This window comes from Streptomyces sp. NPDC014894, assembly GCF_043080985.1.
In the GTDB taxonomy this organism is placed as follows: domain Bacteria; phylum Actinomycetota; class Actinomycetes; order Streptomycetales; family Streptomycetaceae; genus Streptomyces.
In genome coordinates, this window is sequence record NZ_JBIBWD010000008.1 from 240,677 (window position 1) to 262,669 (window position 21,993).

Annotated in this window: 17 protein-coding genes; 7 read left to right on the plus strand and 10 right to left on the minus strand. The window is 73.0% G+C overall.

The genetic code is table 11. The features are described 5' to 3' along the window. The first annotated feature begins 223 nt into the window (after positions 1–223). The 4 genes from ACF089_RS20865 to ACF089_RS20880 all read left to right on the plus strand — a co-directional run bounded on the left by ACF089_RS20865 (position 224) and on the right by ACF089_RS20880 (position 3,169). Positions 224–394 (plus strand): hypothetical protein, encoded by a 171-nt coding sequence (locus ACF089_RS20865; protein ID WP_392028589.1) that lies wholly within the window; start codon positions 224–226, stop codon positions 392–394. A gap of 99 nt (positions 395–493) precedes the next feature. Then, entirely contained in the window at positions 494–1,195 is a 702-nt protein-coding gene (locus tag ACF089_RS20870) for a hypothetical protein (RefSeq protein ID WP_392028591.1), read from the plus strand. Positions 1,196–1,245: 50 nt separating this feature from the next. Beyond that, positions 1,246–2,130 carry a DUF6895 family protein gene (locus ACF089_RS20875; protein WP_392028925.1) on the plus strand — a complete coding sequence of 295 codons (885 nt, stop codon included), beginning with the start codon at positions 1,246–1,248 and terminating at the stop codon, positions 2,128–2,130. Continuing rightward, positions 2,120–3,169: a serine hydrolase domain-containing protein gene (locus ACF089_RS20880; protein ID WP_392028593.1), complete on the plus strand. Its 1,050-nt coding sequence runs from the start codon at positions 2,120–2,122 to the stop codon at positions 3,167–3,169. The genes ACF089_RS20875 and ACF089_RS20880 overlap by 11 nt, the downstream gene beginning before the upstream one ends. Before the next feature lie 483 nt (positions 3,170–3,652). On the opposite strand, the gene ACF089_RS20885 is transcribed toward ACF089_RS20880, so the two are convergent. Next, a complete protein-coding gene (locus ACF089_RS20885) occupies positions 3,653–5,008 on the minus strand; it encodes a M64 family metallopeptidase (RefSeq protein WP_392028595.1) in 1,356 nt (451 codons plus the stop codon). Between the two features lie 139 nt (positions 5,009–5,147). On the opposite strand from ACF089_RS20885, the gene ACF089_RS20890 reads away from it, so the two are divergent. After that, the gene (locus tag ACF089_RS20890; protein ID WP_392028597.1) at positions 5,148–6,488 is read left to right on the plus strand and encodes a tetratricopeptide repeat protein; all 1,341 of its coding nucleotides are present in this window, start codon (positions 5,148–5,150) and stop codon (positions 6,486–6,488) included. A gap of 78 nt (positions 6,489–6,566) precedes the next feature. Here ACF089_RS20890 and ACF089_RS20895 read toward each other — a convergent pair whose 3' ends face one another. The 5 genes from ACF089_RS20895 to ACF089_RS20915 form a co-directional block, all read right to left on the minus strand. Next, a complete protein-coding gene (locus ACF089_RS20895) occupies positions 6,567–8,486 on the minus strand; it encodes an HtaA domain-containing protein (RefSeq protein ID WP_392028927.1) in 1,920 nt (639 codons plus the stop codon). 650 nt (positions 8,487–9,136) lie between these two features. Continuing rightward, on the minus strand, positions 9,137–10,297 hold the full coding sequence (locus ACF089_RS20900) for a homoserine O-acetyltransferase (RefSeq protein WP_392028929.1): 1,161 nt from the start codon (positions 10,295–10,297) through the stop codon (positions 9,137–9,139). Then, a complete protein-coding gene (locus ACF089_RS20905) occupies positions 10,294–11,652 on the minus strand; it encodes a bifunctional o-acetylhomoserine/o-acetylserine sulfhydrylase (RefSeq protein WP_392028599.1) in 1,359 nt (452 codons plus the stop codon). Before ACF089_RS20905 ends, ACF089_RS20900 begins: the two co-directional genes overlap by 4 nt. A gap of 302 nt (positions 11,653–11,954) precedes the next feature. After that, positions 11,955–13,328 carry an FG-GAP and VCBS repeat-containing protein gene (locus ACF089_RS20910; RefSeq protein ID WP_392028601.1) on the minus strand — a complete coding sequence of 458 codons (1,374 nt, stop codon included), beginning with the start codon at positions 13,326–13,328 and terminating at the stop codon, positions 11,955–11,957. A gap of 645 nt (positions 13,329–13,973) precedes the next feature. Beyond that, positions 13,974–14,318 (minus strand): MerR family transcriptional regulator, encoded by a 345-nt coding sequence (locus ACF089_RS20915; RefSeq protein WP_392028931.1) that lies wholly within the window; start codon positions 14,316–14,318, stop codon positions 13,974–13,976. Between the two features lie 169 nt (positions 14,319–14,487). Here ACF089_RS20915 and ACF089_RS20920 point away from each other — a divergent pair, with 169 nt between their 5' ends. Together ACF089_RS20920 and ACF089_RS20925 are read left to right on the plus strand one after the other, a co-directional pair. Further along, entirely contained in the window at positions 14,488–15,291 is an 804-nt protein-coding gene (locus ACF089_RS20920) for an aminotransferase class IV family protein (protein WP_392028603.1), read from the plus strand. 185 nt (positions 15,292–15,476) lie between these two features. After that, positions 15,477–16,460 carry a DMT family transporter gene (locus ACF089_RS20925; protein WP_392028605.1) on the plus strand — a complete coding sequence of 328 codons (984 nt, stop codon included), beginning with the start codon at positions 15,477–15,479 and terminating at the stop codon, positions 16,458–16,460. A 58-nt stretch (positions 16,461–16,518) separates the two neighbouring features. Here the strand turns inward: ACF089_RS20925 and ACF089_RS20930 are convergent, their stop codons facing one another. The 4 genes from ACF089_RS20930 to ACF089_RS20945 form a co-directional block, all read right to left on the minus strand. After that, the gene (locus ACF089_RS20930) at positions 16,519–17,424 is read right to left on the minus strand and encodes a hypothetical protein (RefSeq protein ID WP_392028607.1); all 906 of its coding nucleotides are present in this window, start codon (positions 17,422–17,424) and stop codon (positions 16,519–16,521) included. Next, a complete protein-coding gene (locus tag ACF089_RS20935) occupies positions 17,421–18,389 on the minus strand; it encodes a fatty acid desaturase family protein (protein WP_392028609.1) in 969 nt (322 codons plus the stop codon). The genes ACF089_RS20930 and ACF089_RS20935 overlap by 4 nt, the downstream gene beginning before the upstream one ends. After that, the gene (locus ACF089_RS20940) at positions 18,389–19,498 is read right to left on the minus strand and encodes an amidinotransferase (RefSeq protein ID WP_392028611.1); all 1,110 of its coding nucleotides are present in this window, start codon (positions 19,496–19,498) and stop codon (positions 18,389–18,391) included. Before ACF089_RS20940 ends, ACF089_RS20935 begins: the two co-directional genes overlap by 1 nt. Before the next feature lie 379 nt (positions 19,499–19,877). Continuing rightward, complete coding sequence (locus ACF089_RS20945; protein WP_392028613.1) at positions 19,878–21,767, minus strand: ABC transporter ATP-binding protein; 1,890 nt, start codon at positions 21,765–21,767, stop codon at positions 19,878–19,880. Positions 21,768–21,993 lie beyond the last annotated feature (226 nt).

Sequence of the window (21,993 nt, forward strand, 5' to 3'; positions counted from 1 at the left end):
CACCCCAGGTGGGAACGGATCCGGCGGGGTCGGGGCGCATCATCCTCATTCACTACATCAGGTGAAAATGGGTGACTTCCCCTCGCGGAGCGCGACCTCAAAGGGTCACCATGCAGTGACGGCACGTTATGCGTGTCGGTCATTCCGTTGTCGGCACTCGCCGTGCAACGTCGGTTGACCCGACCGCTCGCTGAGCGGCGGCCTCCTTGGAGGAAACATGTCCATGCAGACCACCACCCGCACCGTGCTCGCCGACCTCGACGAGCGCACCGCCGTGCACACCCTGATGGCCGAGCCCGAGGCCACGGTCAGCGGCGCTCCGGTGTACGCGCCGGAGGCGGCGTTTCTCCTGCTCGCGGCGCTTCTGCTCTCCCCGAAGCAGCCCAAGAAGTAATCCCCTGCCTAACCCTCGGCACCTCTGATCACTTCAAAAGAAGGCGAGTCACCAATGTCGCACACGGGCTCCGCACCGTCGTCTGAGTACGGAGCGGCGGTGGAGAGTCTGGCCGGACGCGTCCTGCGAGCCCTGCGGGGCGCGGAGGATTCTCCGGGCCTGGCGGTCCACGTGCAGGACACGCTGGACACCAAGGCGGCATTGGCCGCGGTGCGGGTGCTGGGACCTGATGTCTTCGCACCCGCGCTGCTGGCCTCCGTGCCCTTCTCGCCGACCGACCGTGAAGTGGTCGCGGAGGCGCTGCGCGTTTTCCCGCCCGCCCCGGACGACCCGCCCGAAGCGGCTCGTCTGGGCCGGGCGACCCTCTCCCTGCTCTCCCAGTGCGGCGACGGCACCGTCATCACCCTGGAGACGCCGCGCCGCACCCCGCCCGCACAGGGCGCCGCTCCCTCCGAGGAGCCGCACTGGCGCGCATGGACGCAGGAGATGGCGCGGCTGTCCCCGCTCGCGCTCCCCGGAGTCCGCGGGGACGTCACCGAGCAGGCCGAGCGCCGCCTGCTCGATCTGTACCGGGGAATGACCCGCTCCATGCTGCGCCGCGACTATCCGACCGCGGCCCGGCTGGCCCGCTGGGTCGCCCTCGCCGACCGCGGCGACGGCGCACGGCCCGGCATGGACATCGAGACCGTGGTGACACATCTCGAACTGTGCGGAGCCGTCGGCGCCAGAACCATTGTGGACACCACCATCGCCGGCCGGATCATCGCCGGGCGGCAGAACCGGAAGGGACGCTCCGCGTGAGCACATCGACGGCCGGAGCACCGGCGAGCAGTCGCCGGATCGCCCACCAGATGGTGACGCGTGCACTCAGCTGGCTGCACACCAACTTCGACCGGGGCGCGCTCCCCCCGGAGTCCGAGGCCGCCCTCAAGGACCCGGACGGCTTCTACAAGCCGCTGGGCGAGCTGGCGCTGGCCGCGTCCCTGGTGCTCCGCGAGGGGATGGCCTCCGCCGGAGAGCGGCAGGAGGCCCGGGATCTGCTCGACTTCGGCTGGACCCAGCTCGGCTCCGGCGATCTGCTCTACGAGCGGCAGATGCGGTTCCCGATGATGACCGACCCGCTGGAGATGTACACCCACTTCGCGCGCGCCGGCTATCGCCATGAGCGGCTCCACCGGCTCGTGGCGCATCTGGGCGGGCTCGACTCGCACCGCGGCGCGGAGATGATGCCCAACCGCCGGATGGCCGTGGCGAACGCGGCCCGGGTGGCGGAGGTGGAGCGCCGGACGGACTGGCCGAAGCTGATCGAGGCCACCTGGCTGGGGCACACCCCGGAGCCGTGGATGATCGACTGGATGACGGCGTACTGCCTGACCCACACCGTCTTCCACGCCACCGACTGGGGGGCGGACCCGGAGGGGCTGCCCACCCATATCCAGGACTATCTCGCCGACTGGCTCCCGGTCTGGATGGACATCTGGGCCGAGATCCACGAGTGGGACCTCCTCGCCGAGCTGGTCATCGTCGACGCCTGCCTGCCCCAGCCGCAGTGCCCGCCGGAGATCTGGGAGAAGCTCGCGGCCGCCCAGCACGCCAACGGGCTGGTCCCGCGCGACGGACAGCCGGTGGACGAGGACCCGGACGAGGCCTTCCTCGACAATCGCCACACGACCATCGTGGCGGCCATCGCGGGCACCCTCTCCCTCTCCCGCCACGGCGAAGCCGTTGCCCGCTGACCACGCCCTGTCGCCGGCCCAGCTGCTGGAGCCGGTCGCGAAGGCCGCCGACAGCCGGGCGTCCACCGTGATCTCGGTGTACGCGGACGGTGAGACGACGACCCTGTGCCGCGGGTTCACCGACCGTACGGCGGGCGTCCCGGTCACCGACCGGACCCGCTTCGAGCTGGGTTCGGTGACCAAGACCTTCACCGCGCTGCTCTTCGCCGACATGGTGGCGCGCGGCGAGGCGGGGCTCGACGAGCCGTTGAGCGGCCGGGTGCCGCGCTGGGCGCTGCCCCGGGGCCGGGCGGGTTCGGGCATCACCCTGGAGCATCTGGCCACGCACACCTCGGGGCTGCCCCGGCTGCCGCCCGGGCTGCTGCGCACCGCCGTGCCGGCCTGGACGACGAATCCGTACGGCGCGTATCCGGCGCACCGGCTGCTGGACTCCCTGGCCCGTACCCGGGTCCGGCGCGCGCCGGGCGTGCGGGTGCACTACTCCAACTTCGGGGTCGGTCTGCTGGGTCATCTGCTCACCGCCCAGGGCACCACGGGCTATGGCTCGCTGCTGGGCGCGCGGGTGCTGAAGCCGCTGGGGCTCACCGACACCACGGCCGACGCCGACGAGCCCCAGGCCACCGGCCACTGGCACGGCAGACCCCGGCCGCCCTTCACCATTCCCGCGCTGCCGGGGGCCGGGGCCGTGCGGTCGAGCGCGCGGGATCTGCTGCGCTATCTGCGCTGCCACATCGCCCCGGACGCGTCCCCCGAGCCGGGTGGTCCGCTGCGTACCGCACTGCGCGAAGTGGCCCGGCCGCGCTCCCGGGCGCCGGGCGGCCCCGAGCTGTGCCTCGCCTGGACCCGACGGCCGCAGCCCACCGGCGATCTCTTCTTCCACCTCGGCGCGACCCGCGGCTTCACCACCTTCATCGGCTTCAGCCAGAATCCCGCCGTCGCGGTGGTCGCTCTGACGAACATCTCGCCGACCGTGACCAGCCGGTTCACCCAGGCGGGGTACGACCTGCTGCGCCGGGTCGCCGAACGCTCGGGCGGCTGAGGGCGGCTGAGGGCGGCTGAGGCGGTTCAAGGGGACGGGAGCGCGGCCCGGCGTCAGCGGGTCCAGTACGCGAGATCGCGGAAGCGGCACCCCTCGCGCCCCGCGCCATGGTGGTGGACACCGTTCTTGAAGTGGCGGGTCGCCGGGCCCCGGTCGGCGGCGGTGTGCACCAGCACATCGTCGAACCACCAGCCGGCGGTGGGGTCCGCCGACGCGCTCGCGGCGGAGTGCGCCGGGCACGTTCCGATGCCGCCGGACGTCAGACCGAGACCGGTCAGCAGCGTACGTCGTAAGAACGTCAGGGGAGTCCTCGGGTCGGCGCCCTCGTCCCGGGCGGAGTCGGCCCCATCCTCCCCCGGACGTCACCGGGGCGGCCCCGCACACTCCGGTCCCGGCGCGCGGTCGGTCCCCATCGCACGCGCTGCGGGCCGGCGGCCGTGTCCCGGCCGCCGGCCCGCAGCGCGGAACCGGGAAGAGAAGGCGTCAGAGACGGACCTTCCAGCTGATCGTGGAGTTGAGGGTGGCGGCGATCTCGGGGTCGCGCACGGAGGGGGTGCGGTCCTCGGCGGTCACCGACAGCTTGTGCGTCCGCAGATCGAGCAGCCGGAGCGTCAGATCGGAGATCCGGACCTTGCTGCGGCCGGCGAGATGGCGCAGCTCCTTGCCGTCCAGATACCAGCGGACCGTGAGCTGACGCCCATCCGCGCCCGTCAGCCGGGAGACATCGGCCTTGGCGGTGTGCCGCAGCCGCAGAGTGCGATCGGTGGGCGTGATCGCGGTGGCGACCTCGGCATGGCGATAGAAGCCGGCGATCATGGCCTCGACGCCCGGCAGATTGAACGGCTTGTCGACGGAGCGCATCAGGGAGTTGTCGGTGGGCCGGTTGAGGCCCTTCACGAAGTAGCCGCCGCCCTCGAACGCGCCGATCGTGCCGCCGTCCGGCGATGGCTCGCCGAGCCAGCGGTGCCACTTGACCCGCTGGGCGGCGATGTCGCCCGCGGACAGGGTGGAGATGTTGCGGTCGGCGGGCTCGGGGCCGGTGAACTGCTCGTACCCCGGGTAGCCGGGGTAGAAGTACTCGTCGGCGAGCTTGCCCAGCGAGTGGCCGGTCTCGTGGATGGCGACCTGGCCGGACTTCTCATTGCCCGCCGAGGCGGTCGAGATGCCCTCGTACCCGAGGGTGGGGCTCGGCTGGTTGTAGCCGGCGCCGCCGTACTTGGCGCTGTTGGCGAGGACGATGACGAGATCGGCCTCGGGCGCCTTCGCCACATAGCCGTCGACCTTCTTCTGGTCGATGCAGAGCAGCCGCTCGATGCCGTCGCACCAGAAGTAGGAGCCGAGCGCGGTGTCCCGTACGGTGTCCGCGCCGGGGTCGCCGGAGACTCCGGACTCGCGCGAAACGGCGTCGACGGCCCAGACGTTGAAGAGGTTCCGATATGTGGTGTACGGCTCGACGGCCGCCAGCTCGGCCCACTTCTCCCGGGCGTCGGCGTGGAATCGGGGCAGCTCAGCGGCTGTGTAGCCGTCACCGACGACGACGATGTCCAGCCGGTCGGCGGTCGAGCCGTTGTTGAGCAGTTCGACGACCTGTCCGTCGTCGGCGCGCTGCGCCGCCGAGAGCCGGGCGCTGGGGCGGCCCTGGCCGGCCGCCGGTACGGTGGTGTGGCCGGATCCGGCGACGGAGCCGCGCTCGGGGCCGGGTATCTCGACCTCGACCTCGGCCGCGCCGGCGGGCGGCGCCGGATCGGCGGCCGCACTGCCGGGAGCGACGGCGAGAACGGCGGTGACAGCGGTGGCCAGACCGGCCGCCGCCATGGCTCTGCGCAGACCTGCGCGCATGGAATCCCCTCCAGGGCATAAGACTTAAGTGACGCCGTAACTCCGATGAATCGATGACTTAAATTAGGGTGCGCCCAAGACATGCGCAATGGGCCGCTCTCCCTGAATACTGAGGAACTCGGACCACCAGGGGGTTTCCATGGACGAACCGGCCGACATAGGCCGCCGTATGCGGCGGCTGCGGAAGCAACGCGGCCTGACACAGAGACAGCTGGCCAGCCCTTCGTACACGCCCGCGTATGTCTCGACGCTGGAGTCCGGGAAGGTCAGACCGTCCGAGACCGCGCTGCGCTTCTTCGCGGAGCGGCTCGGCAGCTCGGTCGAGGAGCTGACGACGGGACGCCCCGCCCATCTCGCCACCGAGCTGCGGCTCGCGCTCACCGACGCCCAGCGGGAGCTGGCCGCGGGCGCCGCCGACGAGGCCGCCGTCCGCTACCGGCGGCTGCTCACCGACGCGGAGCATCTCGACCTCGCCCCCGAGCAGGCCGAGGCGCTGCTCGGACTCGGCGAATGCGCGCTGGAGACGGGCGAACTGGACGACGCCCGAAGGCACTTCGAGACGGCGGAGGCGCTGCTGACCGAGCTGCCGCTGCCCCGGCGCGCCCGCGCGATCCGCGGCCGGGCCATCGCGCATCTGCTCGCCGGGGAGCTGCGCTACGCCTGCTATCTCCTCGAATCCACCATCGACGAACTCGGCGCCAGCGGTCTGGCCGACCCCGAGGCGCTGGTGCTGCTGTACGCGGCGGTCATCGGCCCGTACATCGACATGGGGGCGCACGCGCGTGCCGCGCACGCCGCGGAACTCGCGCTGGCGCTGGCCCCGCAGGTCGACGATCCGGCGCTGGTGGCGGGCATGCACCGGCAGGTGGCGCGCACCTTTCTCGCCGAGGGCCGGGCGGCCGACGCCGACGCGTCCCTCGCCAAGGCCCAGGCGATCTACCGTCAGCTGCGGCTGCGCACCGATCTCGCGCACTGCCACTGGATGCGCGGCTATGTCCTCGCACAGAACGGCGAACTCGACCGTGCGGAGGGCGAGTTGCGCACCGCGCGGGACATGCTGACCGCGAAACGGGCCGCGCTCTACGCCGCCCAGGTGGAGGTGGAGCTGGCCGATGTGCTGCGCCGCCTCGGACGTTTCGACGAGGCGGCGGGGCTGGTCTCGGAGCTGCTGGAGCTGGGCGACCGGCACGGCGCGGTGCACGCGGGGGGCGCGCACCGGCTGCTCGGGCTGATCGCCGAGGAGCGGGGCGAGTCGGAGGCCGCGGAGGAGCACTACGTCCAGGCGCTGGCGCTGCTGGAGCGCAGCGGGGCCAGCGGCGATCTCGCGGATCTCTGCCGGCTGCTGGGCGATCTGCTGCGCCGGGGCGGGCGGACCGAGGCCGCGCTCGACGCGTACCGCACCGGACTGGGGCACCGGGCCGCGCCCGGTACGACGACCCTCGGTCCTCCCCCGGCGACGCCGCCGTTCCGGCAGCGCTGAGGGTCCGGCGGGGGAGGACGACGGGGACCGGCCCCGCCCGTGACCGTACGGGCGGGGCGGGTGCCGGCCGGCGTCGGATCAGCGGACGTCGACCCGGTCGCTGCCGCTGGTCGTGCCCAGACGCGAGGAGGTGGCGTCGAGCACGGACTTCCAGCTGCCGTCCTTCTTGGCGGTGAAGTACTTCCAGAAGGCGCCCTTGCCGTTGGTGCGCGCGGTGCCCATCTTGCTCCAGCTCTTGGCGCCGTCGGCCTTGAACCAGATCGACATGGTGTGGCCCGAGGTGTTGGACCACTTGCCGTCCAGGGTGCGCAGGGTGCCCTCGACCTTGATCTGACGGCCCTTGCGGACCGGCTCCGGGCTCGCGTTGAAGCCCTTCACCTCGGTGCGCAGCTTGACGTCCACGTAGTCGGAGCCGCTGTTGACCGGGGCGCGGTCGGCGGTGCCGGCGTAACGGGCACGCCAGTCGCCGTCCTTGGACGCGGTGGCTCCGGCGGAGAAGACGCCCTTGGTGTCGGTGGTGGCGCTCGCGGCCTTGGTCCAGGTCTTGGCGCCCTTGGCGCGGAACTCGACCACGACGGGCGTCTTGGGCAGTGCGCGCCAGGTCTCGTCGGTGGCGCCGACGGCCTGGAGGGTGCCCTTGACGGTCAGCCGGCTGCCCTTGGCGACCGGCTCGGGGGTCGCGTTGAGACCGGTGATCCGGCTGGGGACGGCGGTGACGGTGAGGGTGGCGGCCGAGGTGGTCTCGGAGCCGACGGTGTTGGTGAACACGGCGCGATAGCGGGTGTCGTTCAGGGCGGTGGTCGCCTTCACCGACAGCTTGGCCGAGGTGGCGGCGGGGACGGCGGTCCAGGTGGTGCCGCGGTCGGTGCTGCGCTCCCAGCGGACGGAGTCGTCGCCGTCGGCGGCGGCGGTGAAGGTCGCCGTGGCCCCGGAGCGCACCTTGCTGGAGCTGGGCTGACCGGTCACCTTGAGGGCGCCGAAGGACAGCGGGGCGGCGACGTCCTGGGCGCGCGAGGGCATCCAGGTGGCGTCCGCGCTGTTGGAGTTGAAGCTGGCCACGAAGCAGGCGGTGGTGCGGCAGTCGGTGGTGTTGCCGCCCGAGGCGAAGGTCTCGCCGATCTTGAGCTTGGTGGTGAAGGTGCCGTCGGCGGCGACCTGGCGGATGTAGGCGGCGTTGCCGAAGACGCTCGGGAAGGTGTTCCCGGGCAGCTTGACGGTCTGGGCGAGATAGACGCCGCGGCCGGGGTGGTAGCCGGTGCCGGAGACGGTGACCTCGGTCTCCGGGCCGAGGCCGTTGACCTGGCTGACGGTGAGCGCGGGCACGGTCGCCGCGCCGGAGAGCGCGAGGTTGTCCAGTGCCGTGCCCGTCGGGTACATCGGACGGCCTTCGAGGGCGAAGATCTTCGAGCCCTCGGAGGTGAGGGCGGCGGTGATCTTCTTCCAGTCGAACGTGCCGCCGGTGAGCGTGCCCGCGGGGGCCGTCAGGGTGGCGATGGGCACGTCCTTGGCGGAGGCGGTGGCCCCTTCCAGGACGGAGTCGACGTTCATGTAGAGCGTGCCCTTGCCGTCCACCAGCTTCACCCGGAGGGCGGAGAGGGTCAGCTCGTCGATCTTGTGCTTCGGGGCGGCGTAGGTGACCGATCCGCCGAAGCGCACCTCGGCGTCGCGGCCGGCCGGGTCCACCGTGCCGTGGGCGACGGGGTAGGAGATCACGCCGTCGGCGGTCTGAGCGGCTCCGCCGGCCGTGGTGACGGTGCCTTCGGCGATGCCGGTGATGTAGCGGTGCCAGGAAGCCTTGAAGCCCCAGCCGGCCTGGCCGGTGACCATGATCGGAGCGGCGGCGCGGAAGGTGCCGCTCCGGGGGGCCTCGGCCGCGTCGGCCGTGACGGCGACGGCGCTGGGCGCGGCGGTGGCGGGGACGGCCAGGACGCCGGAGCCGATCGAGACGGCGGCCAGCGCCGCGATGGTGGCCAGACGGGTGTTGCGGGACATGGACATGCGCTGCATGTCTCCTTCGGGGAGAGGGGCACACGGGAGTGCGGGGGGCGCGCGTCCAGGGCATGGGCGCACACGGAAGACCGGACTTGTCGGAGTGGGGGACCCGAAGTCAGCACTGATCATATTAGGTGAGCCTTGCCTAAATTGTCACTGGCCGCGTTCTCGGGACGGAAGACCCCGGTCCGGGACGGAACGGACGAGGGGTCGGCGGGGCCGACGGTGGGGTGCGCGCGAGGGCCGGCGGGCTCCGCCACGCGGCCGGAGGGGTGCGCGGCACACCCGGAGCGGGCTCTACCCGGCGGCCGGAGCAGGTGCCACAGAATGGCCGAGCGGTACGCCGGGCACCCGGAACAGGCTCCGCAGAACGGCCCGAGCAGTACGCGGGACGCCCGGAACAGGCTCCGCAGAACGGCCCGAGCGGTACGCGGGACGCCCGGAGCGGGTTCCGCAAGGCGGCCCGAGGCGTACGCGGCACACCTCGAACGGGCGGTTCCACACCACGGCCCGAGCGGTACGCGGGGCAGGCGGAGCCATGCGCGGCACACCCGGAACAGGCTCCGCGGCACAAGCCCGGGCGGCATCCGCGCCGCCCCGGGGCCGGAGCGGCGGGCCCCGGGGCGGGGTGGGTGCGCGGCCGGAGGCGAGCCGGGTCAGGATCCGGCGAGTTCGCGGACGAGGGCGTCGACCTGCTCGGCCTCGATGAGGAATCCGTCGTGGCCGTGGGCGGACTCGACGACGCGCAGCCGGTCGGCGCCGGGGATCTGCGCCGCGAGCCGGCGCTGCTGCTCCAGGGGGTAGAGCCGGTCCGAGTCGACCCCGGCGACCAGGGTGCGGGCGCGGACCCGGCGCAGCGCCGCGGCCGTACCGCCGCGGCCGCGCCCGACGTCGTGGCTGTTCATCGCCTCGGTCAGCACGACATAGCTGCCCGCGTCGAAGCGGCGCACCAGCTTGGCGGCGTGGTGGTCGAGATAGGACTCCACCTGGTAGCGGCCGCCGCGCCAGGGATCCTCCGTACCCTGCGCCGAGCGCCGGAAGCGGGCGTCGAGTTCGGCCTCGCCCCGGTAGGTCACATGGGCGAGCCGCCGGGCCAGGCCCAGTCCCCGGTGCGGGCCATGGCCGGGGGCGGCGTCGTGGTAGTCGCCGCCGTGCCAGTTGCGGTCCGCGCGTATGGCGTGCAGCTGGACGCTGGACCAGGCGATCTGGTCGGCGCCGGTCTCGGCGGGGCAGGCGAGCAGCAGCAGCGCCTCCGTACGCCCGGGATGGGTGACGGCCCATTCCAGGGCCCGCATCCCGCCCATGGATCCGCCGATCACCATGGCCCAGCGGTCGATGCCCAGCCGGTCCGCGAGCAGGGCCTCGGCGGCGGTCTGGTCACGGGTGGTCAGAAAGGGGAAGGAGCCGCCCCAGCGGCGTCCGTCGGGGCGGCGGGCGGCGGGCCCGGTGGTGCCCTGGCAGCCGCCGAGGACATTGGGGGCGACCACGTACCAGCGGTCGGTGTCGAGGGCCCGCCCGGGTCCGATCAGCCCCTCCCACCAGCCGGGTGTGGGGTGACCGGGCTCGGCGGGGCCGACGACATGGCTGTCGCCGGTCAGCGCGTGGAGCACGAGTACGGCGTTGGAGGCGTCGGGGCGCAGCCGCCCCCAGGTCTCGTACGCCAGCCGTACGCCGGGCAGTCGTCCGCCGGCCTCCAGGGCCAGCGGCTCGGTGAGCCGGATCCACTGCCGCCGGCCGGGCGGGTCGCCCTCCTGCCAGGCCCCGGTGGCGGGCGGCAGGGGGGCGGACCGCCCGGCGGCTTCGGTGCGGGTGTTCAGGAGGCGGCCTTGGCAGCGCGGAAGCCGGTCTCCAGATCGGCCTTGAGGTCGGCGATGTTCTCGATGCCGACCGAGAGCCGGACCAGCCCGGGGGCGGTGCCGGTGGCGGCGAGCTGCTCGGGGTCGAGCTGGCTGTGCGTGGTGGAGGCCGGGTGGATGATCAGGCTGCGTACGTCGCCGATGTTGGCCAGGTGGCTGAAGAGTTCCACCGCGTCGACGAACTTCTTGCCCGCCTCGACGCCGTCGCGGAGTTCGAAGGCGAGCACCGCGCCCGCGCCCTGCGGCAGATAGCGGTTCGCCGCCGCGTGCCAGCGGTTGGAGGGCAGTCCGGGATAGTGCACGGCGGCGACCTCGTCGCGCTGCTCCAGCCACTCGGCGAGTTCCTGGGCGTTGGCGGAGTGGCGCTGGATGCGCAGGCTGAGCGTCTCCACGCCCTGGAGGAGGAGGAAGGCCGAGTGGGGCGCGATGGCGGGGCCGATGTCGCGGAGCAGCTGCACCCGCAGTTTGACGGCGAAGGCGCCCGGTCCCAGCGCGGGCCAGTAGCGCAGTCCGTGGTAGCTGGGGTCGGGGGCGCTGAAGTCGGGGAAGCGTTCGGCGTGCGCCCCGAAGTCGAAGGTGCCCGCGTCCACGACGACGCCGCCGAGGGTGGTGCCGTGGCCGCCGAGGAACTTGGTCGCCGAGTGGACGACGATGTCGGCGCCGTGCTCGATCGGCCGGAGCAGATACGGGGTGGGCACGGTGTTGTCGACGATCAGCGGCAGACCGGCCTCGTGCGCGGCGTCGGCGACGCCCCGGACGTCGAGGACGTTGCCGCGCGGGTTGCCGAGGGTCTCGGCGAACAGGGCCTTGGTGGTGGGGCGGATGGCGGCGCGCCAGGCGTCCAGGTCGTCCGGGTCGTCGACGAAGGAGACCTCGATGCCGAACTTCGGCAGGGTGTGGCGGAAGAGGTTGTAGGTGCCCCCGTACAGGGAGGTGCTGGAGACGATGTGGTCCCCGGCCTGGGCCAGGGTCAGGATGGCGAGGGTCTCCGCCGCCTGTCCCGAGGCCAGCGCGACCGCGGCGACGCCGCCCTCCAGTGCGGCGATCCGCTGTTCGAAGGCGTCCTGGGTGGGGTTGTGGATCCGGGTGTAGATGTTGCCGGGTTCGGCGAGGGAGAAGAGGTCGGCGGCGTGCTGGGTGTCGCGGAAGACGAACGACGTGGTCTGGTAGATCGGCACCGCCCGGGCTCCGGTGGCGGGGTCGGGGGCGGTGCCCGCGTGGACCTGCTTGGTCTCGAAGGACCAGCCCGTCCGGGGGGTGGCGGGGGGTTCGTCGGGGGTGTGACCCGCGGCCACCGAATCGATGGGCTGGCTCATGGCGCTCCTTCGGACGAGGGTGAGGGATGCCGGCGGGACGCTCCGGGGTCCCGCTCGCACGCAAGGTAACGACCGGAGGGCGGAGCGTGGAAGATCCCGCCCCGGATCGCCACATTTCCGCAACACGGGTGCAATATTCGGTGTCCGCGTCGTATATGTGTACGAGGCTGGCGGCCTCGGGGCGGCCGGACCGCTCGCGGGTGTCGCGCGACGGGGTGCGTACGAGGAGCGCCCCCGGACATGGGGGAGCGCCGTGGCCCGCCTGTTCGCGGGCCACGGCGCTCGGGGTCTCGCCGCGCCGTCTACTGCGGGAAGGTCGCCCTCAGGGAGATCTCCCGCGCGGAGCGGGTGGTGATGCCGCCGGAGCCGCCGGAGAGCAGCACGCTCTTCTTGCCGCTGTCGGAGATCAGCAGATCGGCGTCGCCGTCGCGGTCGAGGTCGCGCAGACGGATCTCCTGGCCGAAGCGGGCGTTCTTGGCGGCGCTGCCCGGTACGCCCGCGGTCTGGCGGGTGAACCACTGGGAGCCGGCGCCGGTGAGGCCCTTCTTGCCGCCGCGCAGGATGTGGACGCCGCCGGCCGCGGTGGCGGCGCCGACCTTCTCGCCGGGTGCGCTGATGGCGAGGTCGGGGTAGCCGTCGCGGTTGGTGTCCCCGGCCGAGACCTTCAGGCCGAAGTCGTCGCCCGCGGTGACGCCGGTGGCGACGCCGTCGGTGGCCTGGTTGATGTGGCGGGTGGAGACGGGGCCATTGGCTCCGCCGCGGAGCACGGCGAGCGATCCGGCGTTGCCGTCGCGGGGGCGGTCGCCGACGGCGAGGTCGCCGTAGCCGTCCTTGTCGAAGTCGGCGATGACGCCGTCGGCGTCGTAGAAGGTGGACTTCTGGTTGTAGTGGGTCAGGGCGCCGGGGGCGAGGGAGCCGCCGCGCAGGTACCAGGCGGCCTGGGTGTGCTGCCCCACGCCCTCCAGGAAGCTGTCGCCGAGGACGTAGAGGTCGGTGGTCTTGTCCTTGTTGACCTTTCCGGCGACGAGCTTGGTGGGCTCGATGAAGTCGTAGCCGTTCGAGGGCGAGTGCCGGGTGATCTTGCCGGTGCCGCCGGACTTGGAGAATCCGCCCCGGTAGATGTAGGTGGTGATGTTGTCGGAGACGGCCAGGTCGACCTTGCCGTCGCCGGTGAAGTCGCCGGCCGCGAGCGCGGTGCCGAGCCGCTCGGGGGTGTAGCCCTTCATGACGGGGATACGGCTGGCGGAGGATCCCAGGCCGGACTTGGAGCCCCAGACGATGGTGATCGCGCCCTGTTCGTAGGCGTCGCCGACGGCTTCGGTGCGGTCGCCGACGGCGAGGTCCGCGTATCCGTCGCGGTTGAAGTCGGCGGGGGCGAGGGTGGCGCCGAAGGCGTCGCGGTAGCCGCCGGTGTTTCCGGCGGAGCCGGGGATGCCGGGGCTGTTCTGGGTGAACGTCTTGGTCTTGGTGCCGGGTCCCTTGGCCGTGCCGTAGGTCACGGTGAAGGAGCCCCAGGTCCCGGTGGCGAAGTCGCGGTGCCCGTCGCCGTTGAAGTCGTCGGCGTGCTTGGCGGGGGCGGCGGCCGCGGTGCCCGCCGTCAGGCTGAGCAGCCCGCCGGTCATCGCGACGGCCGCGGCCGTCGCGACGACGAGGCGAAGGTTCTTACGCATGGACATGCGAGTCTCCTGCTGCATGCGGGGCCTTGCGGCTGCCCGCGATGGTCTGGGTCGCCCGTCCGGGCGGGGCCGCGTGGGGGTGGCGGGCCTGAGACCGCCGACGCCGGCCGCGTCGGAGGCGCCGGGGCGGTGCCGTGGCTTTCAGGGACGGGTACAGAGAAGACTCGCCGCAGGGGGCAACGGTTGTACGTCTGTCGAGAATTCTTTCGGACAGTCTTCGGGGACGGGGACGGGGACCGGGGCCGGAGACCCGGCCGGGCGCGGTGGTCGCGGCGGCGGCCGGGCGGGCGGGGCGGTGGTCGCGGCCGACGCCGGGCGGGCGCGGTGATTCCGGCGGGCGTCCGGCCCGCTCGCGCGGCCCCGGCGGGCGCGCCCGCGCGAAAGCACCGGCCGGGCGCGGCCGCACACGTCGCCGTCAGGCAACCGGCCCAGATCGCCGCCGGCCAACCCGCTCAGGTCCCCGCCGGCCAACCCGCCCGGATCGCCGCCAGGCAACCGGCTCAGGTCCCCGCCGGCCAACCCGCCCGGATCGCCGTCAGGCAACCGGCCCGGGTCCCCGCCGGCCAACCGGCTCAGGTCCCCGCCAGACGACCCGCTCGGGTCCCCGCCGGACGACCCGCCCGGGTCCCCGCCGGCCAACCCCGCTCAGGTCGCCGTCAGATACCCCGCGAGGGCGTCGCGGCTGCGCTTCAGCCCGTCGATGCGCTCCTCCGTGGCCATCAGTTCCTCGCCCAGGACGGCCCGCAGATCCACGCACATGTCGAACTCGGGGCGCTCGCCCCGGGCGCACGGCAGCACCGCGCGGATCACTTCGGTGGACAGCCCGGCGTCGAGCAGGGCGCGCACCTGCCGCACGGTGAGCACCGCGTCCTCGTCGTAGTCGCGGTAGCCGTTCGTGCCGCGCCGGGCCTCCAGCAGCCCCTGTGCCTCGTAGTACCGCAGCAGCCTGGCGTTGACGCCCGTACGGCGGGACAGCTCCCCGATCAGCATGCGCGCTTCCCTCTCGATCTTGACCTTCGCACCGGTGTCAAGGCTTAACGTCAGCCCGTGAGCAGGCATTCCGGCTCCGGGGGCGCACGGCGCGGCGAGGGTCGCGCCGTGGTCCCGGCGGCCGGGCTCGTCCGTCCGTCCACGCCCTTTCACCGCTTGGAGTCATGACATGAGCGCTTATGTCACCCATCGCAATGGCCGTCCCGCGACCGCCGGGGAGCTGGCCCCGCTCGCCTTCGCGGGTCATGCCCACTTCACCGCCATACAGGTGCGCGGGGGCCGGGCCAGAGGGCTCGATCTCCATCTGGAGCGGCTGCGGAGCGCCTCCGTGGAGCTGTTCGGCCGGGCGCTGCCCGAGGACCGGGTGCGGTCCTGGCTGCGGGAGGCGGTGGCGGCCGGTCCGGCGGACCTCTCCCTGACGGCCACGGTGTACTCCCCCGCGGGCGAGTTCACCGTGGCCGGGGACGGGGTGGAGCCCGAGCTGCTGGTCCGGACCGGACCGGCCGCCTCCGGGCCGGCGGGCCCGCTGACGCTGGCGGCGGCGCCGTACGAGCGGTTCCTGCCCGCCGTGAAGCACGTCGGCGAGGTGGCCAAGACGCATCTGCTGCGGGAGGCGGCCGGCCGGGGCTTCGACGACGCCGCCTTCGTCGACCGGCGGGGCCGGCTCAGTGAGGCCTCGATCTGGAATCTGGCGTTCTGGGACGGGGCCGAGGTGGTGTGGCCGGTGGCGGAGATGCTGGGCGGCACCACGATGGCCGTGCTCCGGCAGCAGCTGGAGCGGCTCGGCGTCCCCCAGCGCGACCGGGAGATCACCCTCGACGATCTGCCCGCCCTGTCCGGGGCCGTGGTGATGAACTCCTGGACGCCCGGGGTGGCGGTCCACCGGATCGGCGCGGTGGAACTGCCCGCCGCGCCGCTCTTCCTGGAGACGCTGCACCGGGCCTTTTCGGCCGAACCGCTCACGTCCGTGTGATGCCGGGTACGAGCGGTTCCCCGGGCGTACAGTGAGGCCCATGCGTTCGACAGTGCTGTCGCCTCCCGTCGCCTAGCGCGGGTCGCCCGGTCGAGCGCGCCGGTCCCGGTCCGGGGCCCGCGCGCCGACGGGCCGTGCCCGCAGACGGGAGACCCCGACTTCTCACTCCGTCTGGAGAACGCACTGTGCCCAGCAATGCCGTGAAGACCTCCGCCCCACCGCTGGAGAGGCACCGGGCCGTCCGGCGCGGCCTCGTGTATCTCGCCGTCGCCGGCACCACCTGGGGCACCACCGGGGCCGCCGTCGATGTCATCTACCGCTCCAGCGACCTCGGTCCGGTCGCCGTCTCGTTCTGGCGGTACGTCAGCGGGCTGGCGCTGCTGGTCGCGGCGCTCGCGCTGCGACCGGCCCGTACCGTCCCCGCCTCCCCCGCCCTCGGGACGCCCGCGCCCGCCCGCCGGCGGGTCCTGCTGCTGCTCGGCACCGGCGTCGGGCTGGCCGTCTTCCAGACCGCGTACTTCGGCGCCGTGCAGGAGACCGGGCTCGCCGTCGGCACGATCGTCACCCTCGGGGCCGGGCCGGTGTTCACCGCCGTCGGCGGACGGCTGTTCCTGGCCGAACGGATCGGACGGACCGGCGTGGTGGCCGTCTGCGGCGCGCTGGGCGGGCTGGCGGTGCTCGTGCTGGGCGACCGGCAGGGCGTCGTCGATCCCCTCGGGGTGGCGTACGCGCTGCTGTCCGCCGCCGGTTACGCGGTGGCCACCCTGCTGGCCCGGTGGACCGGACGGCACGGCGGCGGGGAGAACCCGTACACCCTGACGATGTGGTCCTTCGGGATCGGCGCGGTGCTGCTGCTGCCGTTCGCCTGGGCGGAGGGGCTTCTTCCGCACACCGGCCACCCCGGGCGGGTGCTGCTGCTGATGCTGTACATCGCGGCCGTCACGACCGCGCTCGCCTATCCGCTGTACTTCGCGGGTGTGGCGGCGGTACGGGCGACGACCGCCGCGGTGGTGATGCTGATCGAGCCGGTCAGCGCGGCGGTGCTCGCGGTGACGCTGCTGGACGAGCGGCTCACGGCGTCGACGGTGGCGGGCACCCTGCTGCTGTTGTCGGCGGTGGCCGGGCTCGCCCTCGCGGAGTCCCGGCTCGCGCGGCCCGCACCCGCGTAACACCCCGCCGCGGCGCGGGGCGCGCCCGTACGCGCGCGCCCCGCGCCGCTCGAAGCGGTCAGGTCCACCAGATCAGTTCATCGCGGTCGTCGAGCGCGGTGAAGCAGGTCAGCAGCAGCCGGCGGTCCCCCGGAGCCGCCGGACCGCCGCCCAGCACCGCGTGGGCGAGATTTCCGTTGATCACGCACAGATCGCCGGTCTCGACCGGGACGACGAGCGCGGAGTGGCCGTCCAGCAGCTCCGGGGGGTAGGGGAAGCCGCTGTGGGTCAGTCCGAGTCGGGCGCGGGAGTCGTCGTCCGGCTCGACGTTCCAGAGCTTGATCTGGCCCGTTCCGGCGGGCACCCGGGGGTAGACGTTGACCGCCATCACCCGGCGCAGCCGCTGGATCTCGAATCCCCTCTGGAGCGGGTCCCCGAGCTGGGCGAGATCGTCGTGGGGCATCAGCTGATAGTCGCCGGTCCTGTTCCAGCACACGGCCTTGGAGTCGCCCGCGTCGCGTCCGCCGTGCCGGGCCGGCCGCGCCCCGGCGAGCCCCCCGTCGCGGGCGAGGGCGGTGCGGAACGCGGACACGGGGTCGGCGGCGCCCCGGTAGAGGCCGCGTACGGCGTCGGCGGAGTGCGCCGCCTCGGTGAGATAGGCGTCGGTGGTCTTCTCGATGTGGGAGGCGCCGACGAGATAGCCCTCGACGCCGTCCTCGCCCTCCCCGTACCGGGGGCTGCGGCGGGTGGAGGCCCAGAAGTTCTCCACGATCCGCCGGCAGTCCGCCTCGGGGACGAATCCGCCGACCAGACAGGCGGCCAGCTCGCCCCGCAGCACGCCCAGCACGGCGGGGACGTCGAGCCGGCCGCCGGTGGTGCGGTGGACCCGGAAGCCGCCGGGCGGCAGGGCGCGGCCGGTGATCCGCGGTGCGGCCGTGTCCGCCGCTCCCGCGCCCGGTCCGGGGCGGTCGGGGTGCGGGCTCACGGGGTTCCTCCGGTGTGGGCGCCCGGGCGGTGCAGCAGCGGGCGGCGGCGGTGCAGAAAGCCGAGCATGGCGGGGACGGGGCTGACGATCCGTGAGCGAGCGTCCAGGGCGGCCCGGTGGCGCTCGCGCACGGACGGCAGCCGGGACCAGTGCGAGCCCGGGCTGAGGTGGTGCTCCTGGTGGTAGCCGTCGTTGAAGGCGATCAGGTTGTACAGCCGTCCGTAGTGGCTGACGGAGTCCGCCGTGCGGTCGGTGGGGTCGGCCCCGTAGTGCCGGTAGTAGTTCTGCACGTTCACCATCGTGAGCGCGGCGAAGAAGGCGGGCAGGTAGCACAGGAGCGTCCACTGCCAGGAGATCGTCGCGAAGAGCGCCAGGGAGAGGCAGTGGGCGGCCCGGTCGGCCCGTATCTGGCGCAGTTCCCGGGTGCGGCGCGGCTCTCGGCGGGAGGCGAGGGCGAGGAGTCCGGTCTCGCGTTCGCCGACCCGCCAGAGGCGGAGCGTGCAAAGGGTCTCCCGGCCCCGGTCCGCCAGCGAGTCCAGCGCTCCGCGCAGCGCGTAGGAGAGGAGGGGGGCGTGTTCCCCGTCCGCGCCGTCGCGGTAGGTGGAGGAGGTGTCGCGGGTGGTGCCGTCGGGGCCCTGGGCGTCGTTGTTGAACCGGTGGTGGTTGCGGACGTGGGTGAGGTGGTAGGCCTGCACCGACTGTCCGATGTTGGCCGAATTGAGCACGGAGACGAGGGCGTTGAGCCGGGGCGAGCTGAACCAGGGCACATGGGTGAAGAGATGGGAGACGACGATGATGTTGTACGCCGTCACGACGGTCAGCAGGACGAATCCGCCGGCGCGGGCGGCGGGGTGGGCGTTCTCCCACGCGGTGGCGAGCCAGACGGTGACGGCGAACTGGGCCACGCTGTAGGCGAGGAGCAGGGCGTCCCGGGGGGTGTGTTTCCACAGCGGCGTTCTCGGCATCAGAAGTACGCCTCCAGGGTGCCGCGGCGGCGCACGTCCAGGGTGGCGCAGTGGAAGGAGCCGCCGAAGCTGTTGAAGTTGCGGAAGTCGCAGGGGATCGGGGTGAGGCCGAACTTCCTCATCGCCGTGATCATGGGCTCGTCCTGGCGCTCCACGACGACCCGGTCCTCGTCCAGCATGAGGACGTTCATATTGATCCATTTGCTGGTCATGTACAGCGGATGGCTGTCGGGGATCACCGGCCGGGGGGCGGTCATGACGTCCCAGCCGGTGAAGAGCTTGGGGACCTCGGGCACCCGGTCGGGGTGGATGAGCAGCTTTCCCGGGGCCAGCGGGACGAGGGTCGCGTCGATGTGCATGGGGTGCGGGTCGCGGAACTCGAGGACGTGGACGCGGTAGGCGTCGCCGAGGTGGCGGCGCAGCCACTCGATGCCGAACTCGTTGGTGACATTGCTCTTCTGGGCGATGATGTCGCGTCCGCAGCGGATGAAGTCGGCGGCGTCGAAGGTGGGTTCGAACTCGGTGACGACGAGCCGGGGCGGTCCGGGGGCGTCCTCGCCGGGGTCGGTCCACTCCTGGTCGTACTGGGCGTCCTTCAGCTCCGGTTTGGGGCCCGCGCTCCATGTGGCGCCGCCCCGGAAGTACTCCTTGAGCAGGGGGCGGTAGGCGAGGGACTCGAAGTAGCGGGAGCGCCAGGCCATCGGGCACTCGATGATGTCCTCGCCGACGACGAGCAGGGCGTCGCGGGGCATCGCCGCGTACATTCCGGTGCTGGTCCAGTCCCAGGTGCGGTACGGCTCGCGGTGGGGCAGCGGTTCGGGCCGGCGCACCGTCACCCCCTCGCTCCGCAGGATGTGGACGAATTCCTCCAGCTCCCGGTGGGCGGCGGCGATCCGTTCGGGGGGAAAGGGGCTGCCCGCCCGGCGGCGGAAGGTGTCGTGCTGGTCCTGGGGGAGCACCGGCGGGAGGGCCTCGTGCCAGGGCGGGAAGGTCGCCCCGTCGACGATGCCGACGATCACCTCCTCCAGCGGATCCCATTCGGTGTGGGAGCAGACCGGGCTTCTCGGCAGGTCCGGTGGGAGCGCTTCCCCGTGCGTCTCGGTGTTCACGATCGGTCTCCTCGCGCGGCGGTCGTGGAGTGCGGGGCCGTCGCGGGGAGGTCCTGGCCCGCGGACGGGACGGACCGCCCCGCGGACACCGGGAGTACGTGTCCCGCGCCGGGGCGTGTCAACCGGCGGTTGGGGGGACGCACAGGGAACGTGTCCGAAAGGGGCGGGTGCGGAAGCGGTGGTTCCGAGGCTTGCGGCGCGCACGGCCGGGCGGGCGAGGCAGGGCGGGCACGGCAGGGCGTCGGGGGCGTTTCCCGGGCAAGGGGTGGGCGCGGCCCCGGCCCCGGCGTCGGCGGGCGGCCGTCGGGGGGATCGGGGCGCGGGCGCGCCGGAGCGGGCCCCGGGGTGCCTCCCGGGGCCCGCTCCGATCGCGCGCGGTTCAGCGGGCGGAGTGCTCCCGCTCCGTCGCGGGCCGCTCGAACTGGGTGCGGTACAGCTCCTCGTACCGGCCTCCGGCGGCCAGCAGTTCGGTGTGGGTCCCCCGTTCGACGACCCGGCCCTCCTCGACGACGAGGATGAGGTCGGCGGCGCGTACGGTCGACAGCCGGTGGGCGATGACCACGGCGGTGCGGCCCGCCAGCGCCTCGTTCAGGGCCTCCTGGACCGCCGACTCGGAGGTGGAGTCGAGGTGCGCGGTGGCCTCGTCCAGGATGACGACCCGCTGACGGGCCAGCAGCAGCCGGGCGATGGTCAGCCGCTGCCGTTCGCCGCCGGAGAGCCGGTAGCCGCGTTCGCCGACGACGGTGTCGAGGCCGTCGGGGAGCGAGGCCACCAGACCGTCGAGGCGGGAGCGGCGCAGGGCGTCCCAGATGTCGTCCTCGGTGGCGTCGGGCCGGGCGAGGAGCAGATTGGCGCGGACGGACTCATGGAAGAGGTGGCCGTCCTGGGTGACCATGCCGAGGGTCTCGCGGATCGAGTCGGCGCTGAGATCGCGGACGTCGACGCCGTTCAGCCGTACGGCGCCCGCGTCCGTGTCGTACAGCCGGGGCAGCAGCTGCGCGATGGTGGACTTGCCCGCGCCCGAGGAGCCGACCAGGGCGACCATCCGGCCGGGTTCGGCCCGGAAGGACACATCTCGCAGGACGGGGGCGCCGCCGCGCCGGTCGAGGGAGGCGACGTCCTCCAGGGAGGCGAGGGAGACCTTGTCGGCGGAGGGGTAGGCGAAGGAGACGCCGTCGAACTCGACGGACACGGGCCCGTCCGGGACCCGGCGGGCGTCGGGCTTCTCGTCGATCAGCGGCTTCAGATCGAGGATCTCGAAGACCCGCTCGAAGCTCACCAGGGCGCTCATCACCTCGACCCGGGCCCCGGCCAGCGCGGTCAGCGGGGCGTAGAGGCGGGTGAGGAGCAGGGCGAGGGCGACGACGGCCCCGGGGTCGAGTGCGCCGCGCTGGGCGAAGTGGCCGCCGAGCCCGTACACCAGGGCGAGGGCGAGCGCGGAGACCAGGGTGAGCGCGGTGATGAACGCGGACTGGACCATGGCGGTGCGGACGCCGATGTCGCGGACCCGGCGGGCTCGGGCGGCGAACTCGGCCGACTCGTCGGCGGGCCGTCCGAAGAGCTTGACGAGGGTCGCGCCGGGGGCGGAGAAGCGTTCGGTCATCTGGGTGCCCATGGCGGCGTCGTGGCTGACCGCCTCGCGCTGGAGGCCCGCCATCCGGGAGCCCATGCGGCGGGCGGGGACGACGAACACCGGCAGCAGGGCGAGCGCGAGAAGGGTGATCTCCCAGGAGATGCTGAGCATCACGGCGAGGGTCAGCAGCAGGGTGACGAGGTTGGAGACCACCCCGGAGAGCGTGTTGCTGAAGGCCCGCTGGGCTCCGAGGACGTCGTTGTTGAGCCTGCTGACGAGCGCGCCGGTGCGGGTGCGGGTGAAGAAGGCGACCGGCATGCGCTGGACATGGTCGAAGACCGCCGTGCGCAGATCGAGGATGAGGCCCTCGCCGAGGGTGGCCGACATCCAGCGGGTGAGCAGTCCGAGCCCGGCCTCCACGACGGCGATGACGGCGATCAGCACCGCGAGCCGGGTGACCGTGCCCGACTCGCCGCCCCGGACGATCGCGTCGACGACCCGTCCGGCGAGGACCGGGGTGGCGACCGCGAGCAGCGCGGTGACGACGCTGAGGAGCAGGAAGCGGTTGAGCTGCCGGCGGTGGGGGCGGGCGAAGGAGGCGATACGGCGCAGGGTGGCCCGCGAGAAGGGCCGCCGGTCCTGCTGGGCGTTCATCGCGCTGTGCAGCGATGACCAGGCGGTGACTTCCATGTCCATGAGAGGTGCCTCCGGAAAGGGGTGTGGGCCGGTGCTCGGATCCCGTCGGCCGATGTGGCCCGGGGCGCAGACAGAACGCTAAAACCACAACCAAACTTGAGGTCAAGGATCCGATCACGGCGGCCTCCGGGGCCGGGGGCCGCCGCCGCCCGGGACGGCTGTCCGCCCGAGGCCCCGGGGGCGGTCCGCGGCGGTGCACTAGGCTCCCGCCATCCGAGACGAGACG

Bases quoted from the DNA above. Each gene is read 5' to 3' on its own strand.
- ACF089_RS20865 (WP_392028589.1), top strand. From the start codon at position 224: ATGCAGACCACCACCCGCACCGTGCTCGCCGACCTCGACGAGCGCACC.
- ACF089_RS20875 (WP_392028925.1), top strand. From the start codon at position 1,246: ATGGTGACGCGTGCACTCAGCTGGCTGCACACCAACTTCGACCGGGGC.
- ACF089_RS20885 (WP_392028595.1), bottom strand. From the start codon at position 5,008: ATGCGCGCAGGTCTGCGCAGAGCCATGGCGGCGGCCGGTCTGGCCACC.
- ACF089_RS20890 (WP_392028597.1), top strand. From the start codon at position 5,148: ATGGACGAACCGGCCGACATAGGCCGCCGTATGCGGCGGCTGCGGAAG.
- ACF089_RS20895 (WP_392028927.1), bottom strand. From the start codon at position 8,486: ATGTCCATGTCCCGCAACACCCGTCTGGCCACCATCGCGGCGCTGGCC.
- ACF089_RS20905 (WP_392028599.1), bottom strand. From the start codon at position 11,652: ATGAGCCAGCCCATCGATTCGGTGGCCGCGGGTCACACCCCCGACGAA.
- ACF089_RS20910 (WP_392028601.1), bottom strand. From the start codon at position 13,328: ATGTCCATGCGTAAGAACCTTCGCCTCGTCGTCGCGACGGCCGCGGCC.
- ACF089_RS20915 (WP_392028931.1), bottom strand. From the start codon at position 14,318: ATGCTGATCGGGGAGCTGTCCCGCCGTACGGGCGTCAACGCCAGGCTG.
- ACF089_RS20920 (WP_392028603.1), top strand. From the start codon at position 14,488: ATGAGCGCTTATGTCACCCATCGCAATGGCCGTCCCGCGACCGCCGGG.
- ACF089_RS20935 (WP_392028609.1), bottom strand. From the start codon at position 18,389: ATGCCGAGAACGCCGCTGTGGAAACACACCCCCCGGGACGCCCTGCTC.
- ACF089_RS20945 (WP_392028613.1), bottom strand. From the start codon at position 21,767: ATGGACATGGAAGTCACCGCCTGGTCATCGCTGCACAGCGCGATGAAC.